We start from the raw sequence: 15,130 nt of genomic DNA, 5'->3' as shown, positions 1-15,130 counted from the left end.
TCATGCGCATCGCTCCTCCTGTCTACCATCGCTGTGGCCCCAGACCGGAGGTCGGTCCGTTTAAGCAAGAGCGGCTCAAGATCTCGACCGGCTTTTGACCGGAAGACCGAAGAGCTGGTCTTGGCTGCTTGTCTAAATATCGTATTCCCGGCGTTCAGCGAATGCCGCTTCTGGCCCTCAGCGGTTCTTAGAAGCGTCTTGAAAGCGAAAGCGAGAGGTTGCGGGGCCTCTGCGGCGTTATCACACTCTCCCGCTCAACCAGAAACGGGTTGCCGTAGCCGAAGGTGTCGCCGGCTCCCCCGAACAGGTTGTCCAGCCGGAGGGTGGCGAACCACTTGTCGAACGCCAAGCTTGCGGCCAACTCAGACGTGACGTAATCGCCCATGTCGGTGACCGTCGTCGGCGTAAATCTCTGCCGGGACGGGCCGACATAGCCGATCGTGCCGCCGATCCAGCCGGGAAGGCCGAACAAGCCGCCTTCGCGACGGGCGCTGATCGCGCCCAGGATCCTGGGTACGCCGGGAAGATCGCTGTCTGTCGCCAAGGGGTAACCGTCGTCCTCCGCGTTCAGGCGCGGATCGTTAGCCATCAGGTTGAAGTCGATCCGCCAGTCGTCGTCGCGCCAGACGCCTTCGATCTCGAGACCGGTATTGTCGGCCGAGCCGATATTGGCGGTGAAGGGCAGGCCGTCACGCGAGACACGGTCAGACTGGATGGAGCGCCAATCGACCAGAAAGGCGGCGATCCGCAATGCGAGCCGTTGATCCAGAGTCCGCCAACGCAAGCCGATCTCGTGGCTGAACAGGGCGTCGGGCTGGAAGGCGCGATAGGGCTGCGACCCAGTCCCCGGTTCCCCGTAGACCCCGTTTAGCACAGCGCCGCCGTTGAAGCCGCCCATGCGATAGCCTTGGCTGGTCTGGGCGTAGACCAGGACGTCGTCACGGAACGCGTATTCCAGCACCGCCTTGGTCGAGAAGTCGTCGTCATCCAGTCTGCCTTCATAGGAATCCGACAGCAGGCCGCGACGACGGGCCGTCGTCGATGAATCCGTGGCCGCATTGAAGTAGCGGCCGCCGAGGGTGACCTTGATACGCTCGCGAGGCGTCCAAGCGATCTCGCCGAACAGAGCCGCCTCGTTTGTCTCGTCCTGTTTCAGGGTGTCGTAGAGAACGAGAGCGTCATCCGGTTCGACGATCTGTCCGGTGCGGTCGTGGCTGTAGTGGGAGACGTAGAGACCGACGAGCCAGTTGACCGGTCGCCCCGCAGGGGACGTCAGGGACGCTTCCATGGCGAAGGCGCGGATGATGTCGGTCTCATCATAGGCCAAGGGTGCCCCGGTCCCGCCAAACCGGACGAAGGCGGTGGTCGCGTCGTAGCGGCGGTCCAGATTGTGACCCTGGTAGGCGCTGCTGAGCTTGATCACCCCCCAATCAAACTCGCCCTCCGTCATCAGGGACACGCCATTGAAGTCGTTGTTGCTGGGCTCGCGCAGGGACAGGCTTCGCTCATAAGCGGGCCGAGATTCGAAGCCGTATTGGCTGTCGTCGATATGTAGGGTCTGAAACACCCCGCCGACCCGCGCTTCCCAGTTGTCGTTGATGCGCCAGAGCATCGAGGGACGAAGGCCAAGGCGCAGGGTTCTGCCTGTGTTGGACAGGCCCAACCCGGCATCGTCGACGACGCCTTCCAGGGTCTCCTCGTACAGAACCGTTCGAATGGCCAGGCGGTCGCGGAGCAGAGGTACGTTGACGACCATGTCCACCGATTGTCCGGGCGCAGCATCGTCGGCGAAGGTCAGGCCGGCGGTGACCTCGGCCTGGTAGTCGTCGAGCACGGGCCGTTGGCTGATCAGCTTCAAGACCCCGCCCAAGGTTCCGGCGCCGTAGAGGGTGGACTGCGGTCCGCGCAGCAACTCCACCCGATCCAGATCCACGAGGCGCAGGTCGGGGTCAGGTGCGTCGTAGGTCAGGCGGGTCTCGTCGAGATAGAGGCCGACCATGGCCTGGGTCTGGCCGGTCAGCGGGCTGTCCGCGAGGCCACGCACGAACAGCTTGTTGCGGCCGGGGCCGAGGTTCGTGACCGTCAGGCCCGCCAGCCGGGTCGCCAAGGCAGACGTATCGCGGCGAGCAGCCGCGTCAAAAGAAACACCGTCGACGGCGGACAGGGAGTATGGGGCGTCGGCGAGGTCAATTTCGCGCCGGGTCGCGGTCACGACGACTTCGTCGAGCGTGCTGATGGCCACGGGCCGAGGTTGGGGAGGCCCGACGCGCCGAAGCCGGGGAGAAGGCGTCGGCGGGCGAACCAGGATCACATAGGCGCCGCGATCGATCCGCCGGAACGTGCAACCGCTGTCGGCCAGCATCATCCGCAGCGCCGTCTCGACGCTATAGCTTCCGGACACGGGACGGGACCGACCGCAGCGGTCGGCGTCGCGAGCGCCGATGGACACGCGCGCCTGGGCTCCCAACTGCAGGACCGCCGTCGTCATCGGCTGCGCGGGGATTGAAAGACGCCGAGCCTCCTGGGCATGAACGCCGCCCGCTCCGAGCAGCCATGCGAGCGCGGTACAGATCAGTCTGGTTCGGATCTGCCGACTCATTCGGACGGGGTCAGCGTGGACGGAGTTCGATGACGCCCTCGCGGCGGGCGGCGGCGATCGGCAGGAAGGCTTCCAGCCGGCGAAGCGTTTCATCCTGGCTGTCCAGGGCGATGACGCCGCTGAAGCGCATTTCCGCCGCGCCGCCAATCACCCGGATCGGCGTCGGATAGGCCCGGTTCAGGTCGGCGACCACCTCCGACAAGGGGCGGTCGTTGTAGAAGAGCTGGCCGCCTCGCCAGCCTGCCGGCTCCGCCGATCCCCGCGTCACCTCCAGCTCGCCCGTGGCGTCGGCACGAGTGACAGCCTGACCGACGGTCAGCCGGACGTTCCGGGCGGCGTCGTCGAGATCGGAGACCCGGACGACGCCTCGCGTGACGGCCACCCGAGTGGTGCCGGCGTCGCGGCGGACGTCGAAGGACGTACCGAGGACCTCGACCCGGCTTTCGCCGACGGTGACCTGGAACGGTCTGTCAGCGTCGTGGGCGACGTCAAAGGCGGCCTCGGCGTCCGCCATCTCGACACGGCGTGCCTCGCGCGAGATTCGCACCGACAGGGTCGAGCCGCCGTTCATGACGATGGTCGAGCCGTCGGGCAGGTCCAGGGTCCGTTGCTCCCCCGGCGCAGTGACATAGGTTACGGGGCGCGACGTCAGTGCGGGGCCGAAGATGACGGCGCAGACTGCGGCTGCGGTTGCCAAAGCTCCCGCGCTCCATAGCCAACGCCCGCTGGCTGCCGGACGGCTCGGTGCCGCACGAGCGGCCGCGCGGCCGAGGGCCGCGTCGAGCGCGGCGCGATCCTGGTCCAGCGAAGCCCACAGGCCTTGTGCTTCATCGAAGGCGGGGCGATGGTCCAGCGACTGATCCAGCCACGCGGCCAGACCCTCGTAGTCGGCGTCCGATACGTCGTCGCCGCCCAGCCTGACAACCCAGTCCGAGGCCTGGTCGATGACGGACTGCGGATAGGTGCGGCGAGCGGTCATTGGCTTTCGATCCGGCGGGGAGACCGCCGTCCAGATGAGGAGACGCCACGAACGTCGACGACCCACAAGGAAAAATGGCGAAATCTCGTTCTCATGGCCAGCCGACCTCCCTGAGAAGGCGGGCGAGCACGCCGCTGAGGTATTTCTCGACCGATGAAGTAGAGACGCCGAGGCGTTCGGCGATCTGGGCGTGTGTCAGGCCGTCGATGCGGTGCAAGCGGAAGGCCTGGCGGGCCTTGGGCGCAACGTCCTCGAGCGCGCGGGAGACCTGGTCTAGCTTGAGCCGAGCCCAGGCTGCGTCCTCCGGCGAGGGCTGGTCGGCGACGGACAGGCCGCCGACGACCTCGCCTGAGGTTTCGGTCCAGGCCTGATCGCGGACCGCGGTCCGCTTGCTCTGTCGCACCGCGTCGAGCACCAGATTGCCGCCGATGCGATAGAGGAAGGCCACCGGCTTCTGGACTTCGGCGGCCGATATCTCGGTCAGGGCCTGAAGCCGGACGTAGATGTCCTGTACGATGTCCTCGGCCCGGTCGGTCGACCCCAACCGTGCGGCAAACGAGCGGACGAGGGCGGGGCGCCGCTCAAGATAGACCGCGAGCAGTTCGTCTTTCACGCTCGACGCCACGTGTCGGAGGCCCCCTGGACAGCGAGCGGCGCCGCGCCCGCCGGACCTTGTCCGCCGCGCCGGAACGCCACGCAATGGGGAGGTTCCGCTTTCGCAGAAGTTTTTTCGATTTTCGATTGAGAGGTTTGGTGGGCGGTGACGTCGTTGACCGAGCGCCAGACAAGGCGACGTCAGTTCGAGATGCAATAGCGATGCAAAAACGCCTTCAACTCCCCCCGCAGTCCGGACCGACTGGCCAAGCCCTGTCCAGGATCGTGACCATCGCGGCCCTACTGGGCGCGACGAGCCTTGCCGCCTGCCACACGACCGCCGCGCCAAGTTCCGGATATCTGAGCGCCTACGATGGCATGGAGAAAGCTGGCCGGACGCCAGGTATCGCCTTGAACCAGCGCCGCGATGATGTGGCTTCCGACAGCGTGCACAGCGTCTACCTCGAGGCCGCCGTTTTCGCGCCCCAGGTCGGCGACAACCTGTCAGACCATGAGCGGGCCATGGTGCTGAGCGAGGTCGATCGTCAGATCTGTTTCGAGGTCAGCGAGCGCTTCGTGATCGCGCCGACGCAGGACTTGAACACGGCGACGATCCGCACGGCGATCGTGAGGGCCCAGCCCACCGGCCGCATCGGTTCGGTGGTCAGCGCGGCGGCGGGCTTCTTCGTGCCGGTCGTCAGCCTGAGGCCGCCGATGACCACGGGCGGTCTGGCGGTGGAATCCGAACTGCTGGAGGCCGGTACCGGACGCCAAATCGCGGCTATCGCCTGGGCTCGCAATGCCCAATATGTCGGCCGCGATTCCGGATCCCTGTCCCGCGTCGGCGATGCATTGCAAATGGCGGAGCCGATGGGCGACGCGGTCGGCGACGCCTTCTCCAGCGAGACGCGCGAGGTCAAGGACATCCCGGATCCCGACCCGTGCGCCGAGTTCGGCCCCCGTCGTGATGTCGGCCGCACGGCCGCCGGATTCGTCTTCGGCGCGGCGACCGGTCTCTATTCGCCGGAAGCCTCCGGCAACGGCGCTCGTCAACGTTCCCCGGAACCCTGACGGCAGACGGTTCCGGGCCGGCTGCCGATTTCTCCTCGGCTTCCCCCAAGGCCGGCGTGGTGCCGAGCCCGTTGTTCCCGCTCCCAAGGAAACTCCCATGTCACTCGACCTTTGGCCGGCGGGCTTCGCGCCGCCGCGAACCCCCATGCCCGCATCCGTCCGCCTGAGCCGGTTCTACCGCCACCTCTTTCTCTGGGTGCTTCAGGGTTGGTTGGCGATGTTCTACATCGGCGCAGCGTTGGCCAAGTTGAGCCAGCCGCTGGACACCCTGTCCTACCTTCTCGTGTGGCCAGCCAGGGTGGACCCGGTCCTGGTTCAGGCGATTGGATGGGGCGAACTGGCCATGGCGATCGCGGTCCTCTCGCCACTTGCGTCATGGCGGACTTTCCGGCCGCTCCTGCTCGCTGCGGCGGCGGCCCTGCTCGCCGAGGCGGTCGTGATGACCGTTTTCCACGCTCTGGAGATGCAGTGGTCGCTGGCGGTCGCCAATCTTCTGCTGGCCGCTATGGCGCTGACCGTCCTGACAGGGCGCCGCCCGGCCGCCGAGCGAACGGACCATCGCGCATGAGCGCCGCGATCAGGAGCCGGAAAGAGCTGAGCGGGGTCCAGCACCGCCGTCGCCGCTCGGTCGCCGTGGGCCTCGCACTCGTCATGGCCGTCGCCGTGTTCACGGAATCCCGATGGCGCGAGGACGGCGCAGTTCGCGTCCTGATCGAAGACCTCGGCCTCATCATGATCGTCTTCGCCATCATCGGCCGGGCGTGGTGCTCGCTCTATATCGGGGGACGCAAGGCCCAACAGCTGGTGACCACCGGGCCTTACTCGATCAGCCGCAATCCACTCTACCTCTTCAGTTTCATCGGCATACTCGGCGTGGGAGCGCAATCAGGCAACTTGACCTTGGCGATGATCTTCCTTGTGGCGACGTTGACGGTCTTCCTGCCGTTGATCGCGCGCGAGGAAATCTATCTCACCAACGCCATGCCGCGGCTGTTCGAAGCCTATCGCAGCATGACCCCGCGCCTCTGGCCGCGCCTGGCCCTGTGGCGGTCGCCGGAGGAGATCACCATACGGCCCGACCTATTCCTAAGGACCCTTGTCGACGGCATCCCGTTCCTTGCGGCCTGGCCCCTGTTCGAGGGGATCGGGGCCCTACAGCGAGCCGGCCTGCTCCCGACCCTGCTGCGTTGGCCATGATCGATCTCTTCGACAATGTTTTCGACTTCCCCCGGCGCTTGGCGGCCGCCACGCCGGGCGTTCAGCATCCGACCACACAGACGGTTCTCGTTTTCGAAGACGACGCCGAGGTTCGCACGCTAGCGATCCACAGTCTGCAAACGCCCTCATGGCGGGTTGTGGCTTTGGCCAAGGGCACTGATTTCGAAACGTCTGCGCGCGAGTTTCACGCTGACCTGATTGTCCTGGGCGCGATGAAAACGACGCAATCGGACGTATCATCATCTTTGCGACAAACCTTCGGGACGCCGATCGTGCCGCTGTTCCGTCCTTCGGTCTATGCCCGACAAGGGGTGCGTCCCACGAAGCTGGCGTCGGAGTTGGTGCTCGGTCTTCTGGATTGCCGGATTCGGATCCGCCAGCACTTGGGAGCGTCTTCGCCCCCTCGGGAAGTCGCTGTCCGGTGGGGAGACTTCACCTTGAAGCTCGAGCCGTCCGCGTTCGTCTACCGAGGCCACGGCCTTCACCTGACCAGGGTCCAGGGGGCGATAATGTCGCTGCTGATGCTGCATGCCGGAGAAGTCGTCAGCTCCCGCATGATCGAGAACGTCGTGTTTCAGGCGAAACCGAGAAGCGCGACGAATTTCATCCCGGTGCACATAAGCCGGCTCAGAGCAAAGCTGCGGGAGAACCGAAGCGGGGTGTTCATCGAGAATGTCAGGGGCATCGGCTATGCGCTGTTCTGGAACCCGTCCTTCTCGACGGAGAGCATTCCAGCGCCCCATGTCTTCGTTCCGAGACCGGAGGATCAAGAGCGACTTAGGGCGAAGGCCGAAGCGATCTCGATCGTCTCGAGACCTCAGGTCGGATAGTGCCGATAGGCGTAAGTTCGCCCGGACTGGTCCATCGCTCCCCGCTGTCGCCTGCGTGGCACGCGCCGACAGTGGCCCGCCGGCCGCGAAGTGTCGGCCGATCTCCTGGTCCGATCTACCGGCCCGATGCTTTCACCTCAGCTCCGCCGAACACAAGCCGGTTTACGAAGGGCGTAAACAGGGTGCTCGGATAGGACGGTTGCGGTTCGCTGGCCGCGTCGAGACGTCGGGTCTGATCGGCGCTCAACGAAACCGCCAGGGCTTCGGCGTTGTCTGCCACTTGTGACGGACGGCTGGCCCCAATCAGGATCGCGTCTACGGGACGCCGTGCGCTGAGCCACGCCAGCGCGACTTGCGCCGGTGTGACGTCGACCTCCCTGGCCACGGCCTTGACCGCCTCCAGAACGGACCAGTTCCTGTCGGTGAACTTGCTGTCGCCGAAGGGGTTGGAGCCCGACAGACGGCCGGTGCCGCCCGACGATTCCCGGGCCTTGCCGTCGGGCAGAGACGGGACGGACTTGCCGGACCTGTTGGCAGAGTCGTCCCGGCTGTACTTGCCGGTCAGGAAGCCGCCGCCGAGCGGGGACCACGGAACAAGGCCCATGCCGAAGACCTCGGCCACAGGGATTAGCTCGGCCTCCACGCCGCGTTCGACCAGCGAGTATTCGAACTGGACGGCGACAGGTCCCGGCATGCCATGGACCTTGGCGAGGGTCGCAAGCTGGGCCGCATACCAGGCCGGCACATTGGACAGACCATAGTATCGGATCTTTCCTGAGTGGATCAGGCCAGACAGCGTTTCGAGGAGTTCCTCTGCGGGGGTGACCATATCCCAGACGTGGACCCAGTAGAGGTCGATGGCGTCCATCCCCAGACGTTTGAGTGATCCCTCGACGGCCGCCCGTACATGTTTGGCTCCATTGCCGCCCGAGTGCGGATGGTTGCTCGTTCCGAACCCTGACTTTGTCGCGACCACGATCCGATCGCTGAGCCCGGCGTCCTTGACGAACCGGCCGACCAAGCGCTCGCTCTGGCCGCCAGAATAGACGTCGGCGGTATCGATGAAATTGCCGCCCGCCTCGACATAGGCGTCGAAGATCGCCCGTGAGCCGGTCTCGTCAGTCCCCCAGCCCTGGGTACCGAACGTCATGGCCCCGAGAGCCATGGGGCTGATGACCAGGCCGGAGCGACCGAGGGTCCGGAAGGCTGTGAGGGTCATGGGTTAGGTCCTGTCTGAAAGGAAACGACGCTGTCCGGTAGAGTGGCGCGGCCGGACAGCGTCGGGGAATTGCGTGTCGGACGGCGTCCTAGAGGCCGACGTAGACCGACTTGATCTGGGTATAGGCGTCGATCGACTCCGGGCCGAGCTCGCGACCAGTCCCGGAGGATTTGTACCCCCCGAAGGGCGAGGCCGCGTCGAGATTAAACATGGTGTTGACCCACACGGTCCCGGCCTTCAGAGCCCGCGCCATCCGGGTCGCTCGACCGGCCTCGGCGGTCCAAACGGTGGCGGTAAGGCCGAACTCCGTGTCGTTGCCCTTGGCCACCGCGTCAGCCTCGTCGGTGAATCGGATCAGGACTGCGACGGGCCCGAAAATTTCCTCACGGACGATCCGCATGTCCGGCGTCACATCGGCGTAGATCGTCGGCGCGATGAAATAGCCCTTGTCGCTGAGAGTTCGATCCGGCGTTATCCTGCGCGCACCCTCCTGTTCAGCCAGCGCGAGGTAGCCGTTCACACGGTCATACTGGGCCTTCGACGCCAGGGGGCCGAGCGCTGAGGCCTCATGGAAGGGGGACCCGGGCGCCATCGCGCCGACAGCCGCCGTCAGCTTGGCGGCGAAGGCATCGTAGACCCCGTCCTGAACCAGAATGCGTGATCCCGCGACACACATCTGCCCGGTGTTGCCGGCGAACCCGTAGGCCGCCAGGGCCGCCGCCTTGTCGAGGTCGGCGTCGTCGAAGACGATCGTCGGCGACTTGCCGCCGAGCTCCAGTCCAACCTTCTTCATGGTCCGCGACGCCACCTCCATCAGATGCTTGCCGGTCTCGGTGGATCCGGTGAAGGCGAGCTTGGCGACCAGAGGGTGGTTGATCAGCGCCTCTCCCGCACCCTTGCCGTAGCCCGGGACCATGTTGACGACGCCGGCGGGAACGCCCGCCTCCTGGATCAGTTCGGCGAGACGAAGAACGACGAGGGGCGCGACCTCGGCAGGCTTCATCACGACGGTGTTGCCGCAGGCCAGGGCCGGCGCGAGCTTCCAGGTCGCGGCCAGGATCGGTCCGTTCCAGGGAATGATGGCGGCGACAACGCCCAGGGGTTCGCGAAGCGTATAGTTGAACACGCTTCCGTCGGACGGATTGGTGTGGCCGAACATCTTGGTCGTCCAGCCCGCGTAGTAGCGGAAAACATCCGACATCATCGACGTCATCAGACGGGTCTCGCGAACGACTGCTCCCATCTCGAGGGACTGCAGGGTGGCCAGCTCCTCAATGTTCTCATCCATGAGATCCGCGATCTTCAGCAGATAGCGGGCGCGCGCCGCCGGCGTGATGTTGGCCCAGTGGGGGTCGTGAAACGCGCGATGCGCCGCTTCAACGGCCAGATCGATGTCGGCGGCATCCGCGAGGGCGACCTCGGCCAGAACCTCTTCCGTGGTGGGGTTGATGACTTCGAAGGTCTCACCCGATCGTGCGGCGACCCAGTCGCCGTCGATGAGGAGGCGTTTCGGCCCACCGGACAAGAAGCCCTTGGCGATGTCCAGGGCGGCGAGGGCAGGGTCGATTTCGATATGGCTCATGTCGAGCACCCTTGATTGCAGACCTCAAGATGTGCTCAACCCATTCCGATGATAAGGCGTGGTTATAGACATGACCCTGTGAGAAATTCTCAGCAATGACCCGCGACAATCTCAACGATCTGAGTACCTTCGCGGCCCTCGCCGACGCTCGGAGTTTCACACGTGCCGCCGAAAGGCTCGGTTCCTCGCCGTCGGCTCTCAGCCATGCCATGCGGGGCCTCGAGGAGCGCCTTGGCGTGCGGCTCCTGACGCGGAGAACGCGTAGCGTGACGACGACCGATGCGGGCGAGCGCCTCCTGCTGAGCCTGCGGCCGGCGCTGGCCGATATCGACAGCGCGGTCGTGTCCCTAAGAAGTTCACGCGACACGCCGGCGGGCTCGATCCGCGTCACGGCGGTCAAACACGCCATCACTTCGGTCATCCTCCCGATGCTGCCCGAGTTCATGAGGCGCTATCCGGACATCCGGATCGAACTGGCTGGTCGCGGAGGACTTCATCGAGTTCGGCGACCGGGGTGAGAATTTCAGCAGTCGACCTTCGCGGGCCACTTCGTGGAAGTGGGCGTCAACAGCTACACGGGCGAGACGCGCATCCGGCGCATGCTGGCGGAGTGCGCGGCCGGTCGCATCCTCAACCCCAAGGCCGCCCGCACCCAAGTCATCGGCGCCATGACCATGGGCATGGGCGCGGCCTTGATGGAGGAACTGGCTGTCGAACGCGGCACGGCTTCTTCGTCAACCACGACCTGGCCGGCTACGAGGTGCCCGTCCACGCCGACATCCCGCATCAGGAGGTGATCTTCCTGGACGAGGTTGACGACAAATCCTCGCCGATGAAGGCCAAGGGGGTCGGCGAACTCGGACTCAGCGGCGTCGGGGCGGCCATCGCTAACGCGGTCTACAACGCGACGGGCGTCCGGATTCGGGACTATCCGCTGACCCTGGACAAGTATCTGGACCGCCTGCCGGCGATCGCCCGATAAGGTCATGTTCTGATCGATCCTTCAGTCGACCGGCCCGGGCCTGTCGGGAGCCGCGATCTTGAAGACCTCGGCGATCCAGTCGACGAAGACGCGCAGGCGCGATGAGAGATGCCTGTTTTGGGGATAGAGGACGTAGACCGGCATCGGTGGGGGGGCGACGCGGCGAGTACCGGGACCAAGGCGCCCGCCGCGATCTCGCGGACAACCCGGTAACGCGGAATCTGGATCAGGCCGAGCCCGGCCCGCCCGGCCGGCCGTATAGATCTCGGCTTCCCGCACCACAATCTTGTAGGGCAGGGGGATTTCGGGCAGCTGCGGGCCGTCCCCGAACTCCAGCGGATAGGGCTTGCCGGTGCCCGACGCCTTATAGGCGACCATGAGATGACCGTGGAGGTCGTCCGGCGTCGTGCAGGTTCAACGCCTGGGTCAGCGCCGCCACGTCCGCGGCGTACGTGTCCATCTCGTTGCCCGTCCAGGTCCGGCTGGACCGGCCATCGCCATGGCCGCGGCGATCGTGGAGCGAGCACGCGGTAGCCTTGCGCGCGGAAGAACATTATCTGGTTGTCCCAATCGTCGGCGCGCAGGAGCCGCCCATCTCCAGCGACTGCAGGGTGGCCAGTTCCTCGATGTTCTCATCTATCAGATCGGCGATCTTCAGGAGACAGCGGGCTCGGGCCGCCGGCGTGATGTTCGCCCAGCTAGGGTCTACAAACGCGCGATGCGCCGCTTCGACGGCGAGGTCGATGTCGGCGGCGTCCGCCAAGGCACATGTGCCAAGACCTCTTCCGTCATGAGTCGATGACCTCGAAGGTCTCACCCGATCGTGCGGTGACCCAGTCGCCGTCGATGAAGAGGCTTTTGGGCCCGCCGGACAAAAAGCCCTTGGCGATGTCAAGGGCGGCGAGGGCCGGGTCGATTTCGATATGGCTCATGTCGAGTTTCCTTGATTGCAGGCCTCAAGATGCGCTCGGCCCATTCCCAGGATAAGATGCTATTATCGACATGGTCCTGTGAGGATAATTTCAAAATGGCGCGCGACAGTCTCAACGATCTGAGCGCCTTCGCGGCAGTTGCCGATGCCCGGAGCTTTACAAGAGCGGCCGAGAAGCTCGGCTCTTCGCCGTCCGCTCTCAGCCATGCCATGCGCGGCCTCGAGGAGCGCCTCGGCGTTCGGTTGCTGACGCGGACGACGCGCAGCGTGACGACGACCGATGCGGGCGAACGGCTCCTGCTGAGCCTGCGGCCGGCGCTGGCCGATATCGACAGCGCGGTCGTGTCCCTAAGAAGTTCACGCGACACGCCGGCGGGCTCGATCCGTGTCACGGCGGTCAAACACGCCATCACCTCGGTCATCCTCCCGATGCTGCCCGAGTTCATGAGACGCTATCCGGACATCCGCATCGAGCTGGACGTGGACGACGCCCTGTCGGACATTGTCGCGAACGGCTACGATGCGGGGGTCCGGTTCAGTGGCAGCGTCGACAAGGACATGCTGGCGGTACGAATCGGTCCGGAAATCGAGGTCGTGGTCGTGGCGTCGCCGGCCTATCTGGCCCCCCGGTCGCCGCTGGAAACACCGAAGGATCTCGATGGCCACGACTGCATCGTTCACCGGCGGCCCGGCGGCCGGGGATCTTACCCTTGGGCCTTCCAGCAGGATGGTCGCTTTTTCCAGTTGCGGATGAGCGGTCCACTTTCGTTCAACGACAGCGATCTGGTGCTTGCTTCGGCCCTTGCGGGTCAGGGTGTCGCCTATGTCTTCAGGGACTTCGCGGCCCCTCACATCGCAACCGGCGAACTCATTGAGGTCCTCAGCCGATCGACGGTCAATCTTCCAGGCTACGACCTCTACTATCCCAGCCGAAGACAGAACCCACCGGCACTGGCCCGGTTCATAGAAAGCCTCCGTCATCCGGTAAGATCGTCGCGTTCCAAGCCCTAGCGCGCTTGCCGGGAGGCCTCGAAATCGGCTCGCAGGGGCGCGGTGTCGTAAATGATGGTGAGCTTGGTGAAGCGATCCTGACTGGCGCTGAGCTCGAAGATGTCGACGCATTCGAACTCGACGATCGTCCCGCTGCTCAACGTCCAGACGTAGCGGAAATGCAGCGCGATCGCGCCGGAATCGGCGGAGCGGTCGAAGACATTCAGAAGGGTCGTGTTGGAGGCCGACGTGTCGGCGAAGAGACCTTGGAAGAAGGTCGCCGCTGGCCTGGTCTCATAAAGTGGAGAGACGACGACGGCGTCGTCGGAGAACAATCGCAGGACCGCTTCAAGATCGCCGGCGTTCAAGGCCGCGAGATAGTCGGTGCAAAGATGCTGGATGGTCATGGCGTTTTCCAGGTGAATCGGATGTCTGCTCGACGTCGTGATCGCGACCTTACAGTGCCGGGTTCGCTATCCGAACCGTCCAAGGTTCGGATAGCGATGGGGCTCAGACGACTCAGGCCGGAGCGCCGCCACTGAGAAGCAGGTGTTGGCCACTGACATAGCTGGAGAGATCGCTCGCCAGATATTCGGCGGCATTGGACGTATCCTCTATGCTGCCCATCCGGCCCATGGGATTGTTCGCCGCGATGAAGGCCTGGACCTGCGGACGTGGACCATTGGTGGAAACGCCTGCGCCATCCGTCGCCGTCGGCAGGATCGAGTTCACTGTGACCCCTCTGACCCCGATCTCCTTGGCCAGGACTTCGACGAAGAACCGGGCCGCCATCTTGCTGCTGCCATAGAGGGCGTGGCCGGGCATGGAAAGGCCGTCGTGCTCGATCCCACATGGATGATCCGGCCGTTGTCGGCGACGTCGCGGGCCGCCCGTTGCATCGTGAAGATGGCACCCTTGGTGTTGACCGCGAACAGGCGGTCGAAGTCCGCCTCGTCAAACTCCACGGCGGCCCGGCCCGGCAGTTCGACGCCGGCGTTGGCGACGATGATGTCGAGCCGCCCGAAGGCGCGCAGCCCGGCGTCGAACAACCGGTCTATGTCGGCCAGTTTCGAGACGTCGGCCTGGACCGCGATGGCCCGGCCGCCGCTGTCCTCGATGCGACGCACGGTGTCCTGCCCGGCCTCTTCGCTGCCGGCGTAGTTGACGACCACGCTTGCGCCAAGGCGGCCGTAGCGCTCGGCGATGCCCTTGCCGAGTCCACGCGCCGAGCCGGTGATCAAGGCGACCTTGCCTGTCAGGTCTGTCATGGTTTTGCTCCCTGTCGGCGCCCTTTGCGGGGGGGGGGGACGAGGTTGTTAGTTCAAATCCGCCTAGAGGTTCATCCCGCCGGAGACCTCGATGCGCTGGCCGGTCACCCAGCGGTTGTTGTCCGACAAGAGAGACGCGATCATCGGACCAATGTCGTCCGGAACGCCCGGACGGCCCAGCGCGGTGATGGAGGACACGAAGGCATTGACCTCCGGGTTGTCGCGCACCGTGCCGCCGCTGAAGTCGGTCTGGATGGCGCCGGGAGCCACGGCGTTGACCGTGATGCCGCGTGGACCCAGGTCCTTGGCGAGATAATGGGTGAAGACCTCGATGGCGCCCTTGAGCGACGCGTAGGGGATGGTGTCGGGGGTGGTGAAGCGGGTCAGGCCCGAGGAGATGTTCACGATGCGCCCGCCGTCATTCATCAGGGGCAGCAGGGTCTGGGTCAGGAAGAAGACCCCCTTGAAGTTGACGTTGTAGAGCGCATCCAGCTCGGCTTCCGTGGTCGCTGTGAAGCTGTTGTGATGCGAGATGCCGGCGTTGTTGACGAGGTAGTCGAACCGCTCGGCGCCCAGGCGGACGAGCACCGCCCGCACGCTGTCCGCGAAGGCGGCGAAGGACGAGACATCGCCCATGTCGAGCCTCAGGGCGACAGCCTCGGTTCCGGCCTCGCCAGCGCCCGCGACGACCGTGTTCGCCTCCCCAAGGCTGCAGTTGTAGGTGAGGATCACGTGAACGCCGCGCCGCGCGAGATTGAGAACAGTATTGCGGCCCAGGCCGCGGCTGCCGCCGGTTATGATGGCGATGCGGGGGGTATCGATCATTGGGCAACTCCTTGCTGTCCGCAACCCTATGCACCCGAGGTC

At 65.2% G+C, this 15,130-nt stretch carries 18 protein-coding genes and 1 pseudogene; 8 read left to right on the top strand and 11 right to left on the bottom strand.

The features are described from left to right. Positions 1-187: 187 nt before the first annotated feature. The 3 genes from BZG35_RS16420 to BZG35_RS16410 form a co-directional block, all read right to left on the bottom strand. Entirely contained in the window at positions 188-2,488 is a 2,301-nt protein-coding gene (locus tag BZG35_RS16420; RefSeq protein WP_171981995.1) for a TonB-dependent receptor, read from the bottom strand. A gap of 121 nt (positions 2,489-2,609) precedes the next feature. Further along, positions 2,610-3,578: a FecR domain-containing protein gene (locus BZG35_RS16415; RefSeq protein ID WP_077357317.1), complete on the bottom strand. Its 969-nt coding sequence runs from the start codon at positions 3,576-3,578 to the stop codon at positions 2,610-2,612. A 91-nt stretch (positions 3,579-3,669) separates the two neighbouring features. Further along, entirely contained in the window at positions 3,670-4,191 is a 522-nt protein-coding gene (locus tag BZG35_RS16410; RefSeq protein ID WP_077357315.1) for a sigma-70 family RNA polymerase sigma factor, read from the bottom strand. Positions 4,192-4,457: 266 nt separating this feature from the next. Here BZG35_RS16410 and BZG35_RS16405 point away from each other — a divergent pair, with 266 nt between their 5' ends. The 4 genes from BZG35_RS16405 to BZG35_RS16390 all read left to right on the top strand — a co-directional run bounded on the left by BZG35_RS16405 (position 4,458) and on the right by BZG35_RS16390 (position 7,291). Further along, positions 4,458-5,243: a DUF3313 family protein gene (locus BZG35_RS16405; protein WP_171981994.1), complete on the top strand. Its 786-nt coding sequence runs from the start codon at positions 4,458-4,460 to the stop codon at positions 5,241-5,243. A 97-nt stretch (positions 5,244-5,340) separates the two neighbouring features. Continuing rightward, positions 5,341-5,811 carry a DoxX family protein gene (locus tag BZG35_RS18065; protein ID WP_171981993.1) on the top strand — a complete coding sequence of 157 codons (471 nt, stop codon included), beginning with the start codon at positions 5,341-5,343 and terminating at the stop codon, positions 5,809-5,811. Then, the gene (locus BZG35_RS16395; RefSeq protein WP_077357309.1) at positions 5,808-6,440 is read left to right on the top strand and encodes an isoprenylcysteine carboxylmethyltransferase family protein; all 633 of its coding nucleotides are present in this window, start codon (positions 5,808-5,810) and stop codon (positions 6,438-6,440) included. Before BZG35_RS18065 ends, BZG35_RS16395 begins: the two co-directional genes overlap by 4 nt. Continuing rightward, complete coding sequence (locus BZG35_RS16390) at positions 6,437-7,291, top strand: winged helix-turn-helix domain-containing protein (protein ID WP_077357307.1); 855 nt, start codon at positions 6,437-6,439, stop codon at positions 7,289-7,291. The genes BZG35_RS16395 and BZG35_RS16390 overlap by 4 nt, the downstream gene beginning before the upstream one ends. A 115-nt stretch (positions 7,292-7,406) precedes the next feature. Here BZG35_RS16390 and BZG35_RS16385 read toward each other — a convergent pair whose 3' ends face one another. Together BZG35_RS16385 and BZG35_RS16380 are read right to left on the bottom strand one after the other, a co-directional pair. Beyond that, positions 7,407-8,510, bottom strand: coding sequence for an aldo/keto reductase (locus BZG35_RS16385; RefSeq protein WP_077357305.1), 1,104 nt, complete (start codon positions 8,508-8,510; stop codon positions 7,407-7,409). Positions 8,511-8,598: 88 nt separating this feature from the next. Beyond that, positions 8,599-10,092 carry an aldehyde dehydrogenase family protein gene (locus BZG35_RS16380; protein ID WP_077357303.1) on the bottom strand — a complete coding sequence of 498 codons (1,494 nt, stop codon included), beginning with the start codon at positions 10,090-10,092 and terminating at the stop codon, positions 8,599-8,601. Between the two features lie 95 nt (positions 10,093-10,187). Here BZG35_RS16380 and BZG35_RS18355 point away from each other — a divergent pair, with 95 nt between their 5' ends. From BZG35_RS18355 to BZG35_RS18345, 3 genes are read left to right on the top strand one after another with little or no spacing between them, the layout of a single operon-like run. Beyond that, positions 10,188-10,610, top strand: coding sequence for a LysR family transcriptional regulator (locus BZG35_RS18355; RefSeq protein ID WP_077357301.1), 423 nt, complete (start codon positions 10,188-10,190; stop codon positions 10,608-10,610). A gap of 33 nt (positions 10,611-10,643) precedes the next feature. After that, positions 10,644-10,889: a molybdopterin cofactor-binding domain-containing protein gene (locus BZG35_RS18350; RefSeq protein ID WP_371454817.1), complete on the top strand. Its 246-nt coding sequence runs from the start codon at positions 10,644-10,646 to the stop codon at positions 10,887-10,889. Beyond that, the gene (locus BZG35_RS18345; protein WP_256364119.1) at positions 10,853-11,074 is read left to right on the top strand and encodes a hypothetical protein; all 222 of its coding nucleotides are present in this window, start codon (positions 10,853-10,855) and stop codon (positions 11,072-11,074) included. The genes BZG35_RS18350 and BZG35_RS18345 overlap by 37 nt, the downstream gene beginning before the upstream one ends. A gap of 21 nt (positions 11,075-11,095) precedes the next feature. Here BZG35_RS18345 and BZG35_RS16365 read toward each other — a convergent pair whose 3' ends face one another. The 3 genes from BZG35_RS16365 to BZG35_RS18055 all read right to left on the bottom strand — a co-directional run bounded on the left by BZG35_RS16365 (position 11,096) and on the right by BZG35_RS18055 (position 12,006). Beyond that, on the bottom strand, positions 11,096-11,452 hold the full coding sequence (locus BZG35_RS16365; RefSeq protein ID WP_077357299.1) for a hypothetical protein: 357 nt from the start codon (positions 11,450-11,452) through the stop codon (positions 11,096-11,098). Between the two features lie 175 nt (positions 11,453-11,627). Then, positions 11,628-11,837 carry an aldehyde dehydrogenase family protein gene (locus BZG35_RS18060; protein WP_171981992.1) on the bottom strand — a complete coding sequence of 70 codons (210 nt, stop codon included), beginning with the start codon at positions 11,835-11,837 and terminating at the stop codon, positions 11,628-11,630. 25 nt (positions 11,838-11,862) lie between these two features. After that, on the bottom strand, positions 11,863-12,006 hold the full coding sequence (locus BZG35_RS18055) for a hypothetical protein (RefSeq protein ID WP_171981991.1): 144 nt from the start codon (positions 12,004-12,006) through the stop codon (positions 11,863-11,865). 95 nt (positions 12,007-12,101) lie between these two features. Between BZG35_RS18055 and BZG35_RS16350 the strand changes: the two genes are divergently transcribed. Beyond that, on the top strand, positions 12,102-13,016 hold the full coding sequence (locus tag BZG35_RS16350) for a LysR family transcriptional regulator (protein ID WP_077357295.1): 915 nt from the start codon (positions 12,102-12,104) through the stop codon (positions 13,014-13,016). Here the strand turns inward: BZG35_RS16350 and BZG35_RS16345 are convergent. The 3 genes and pseudogenes from BZG35_RS16345 to BZG35_RS16335 all read right to left on the bottom strand — a co-directional run bounded on the left by BZG35_RS16345 (position 13,013) and on the right by BZG35_RS16335 (position 15,088). Continuing rightward, positions 13,013-13,402, bottom strand: coding sequence for a nuclear transport factor 2 family protein (locus BZG35_RS16345; protein WP_150126076.1), 390 nt, complete (start codon positions 13,400-13,402; stop codon positions 13,013-13,015). The two genes, BZG35_RS16350 and BZG35_RS16345, sit on opposite strands and share 4 nt — an antisense overlap. 112 nt (positions 13,403-13,514) lie before the next feature. Next, positions 13,515-14,263: pseudogene (locus BZG35_RS16340) on the bottom strand (SDR family oxidoreductase). A gap of 63 nt (positions 14,264-14,326) precedes the next feature. Then, positions 14,327-15,088, bottom strand: coding sequence for an SDR family NAD(P)-dependent oxidoreductase (locus tag BZG35_RS16335; protein WP_077357291.1), 762 nt, complete (start codon positions 15,086-15,088; stop codon positions 14,327-14,329). Positions 15,089-15,130 lie beyond the last annotated feature (42 nt).

Source organism: Brevundimonas sp. LM2 (assembly GCF_002002865.1).
Taxonomy (GTDB): Bacteria; Pseudomonadota; Alphaproteobacteria; order Caulobacterales; family Caulobacteraceae; genus Brevundimonas.
Note: the sequence above shows the minus strand (reverse complement) of the source record. Positions and strands in the feature narration are given on the sequence as shown.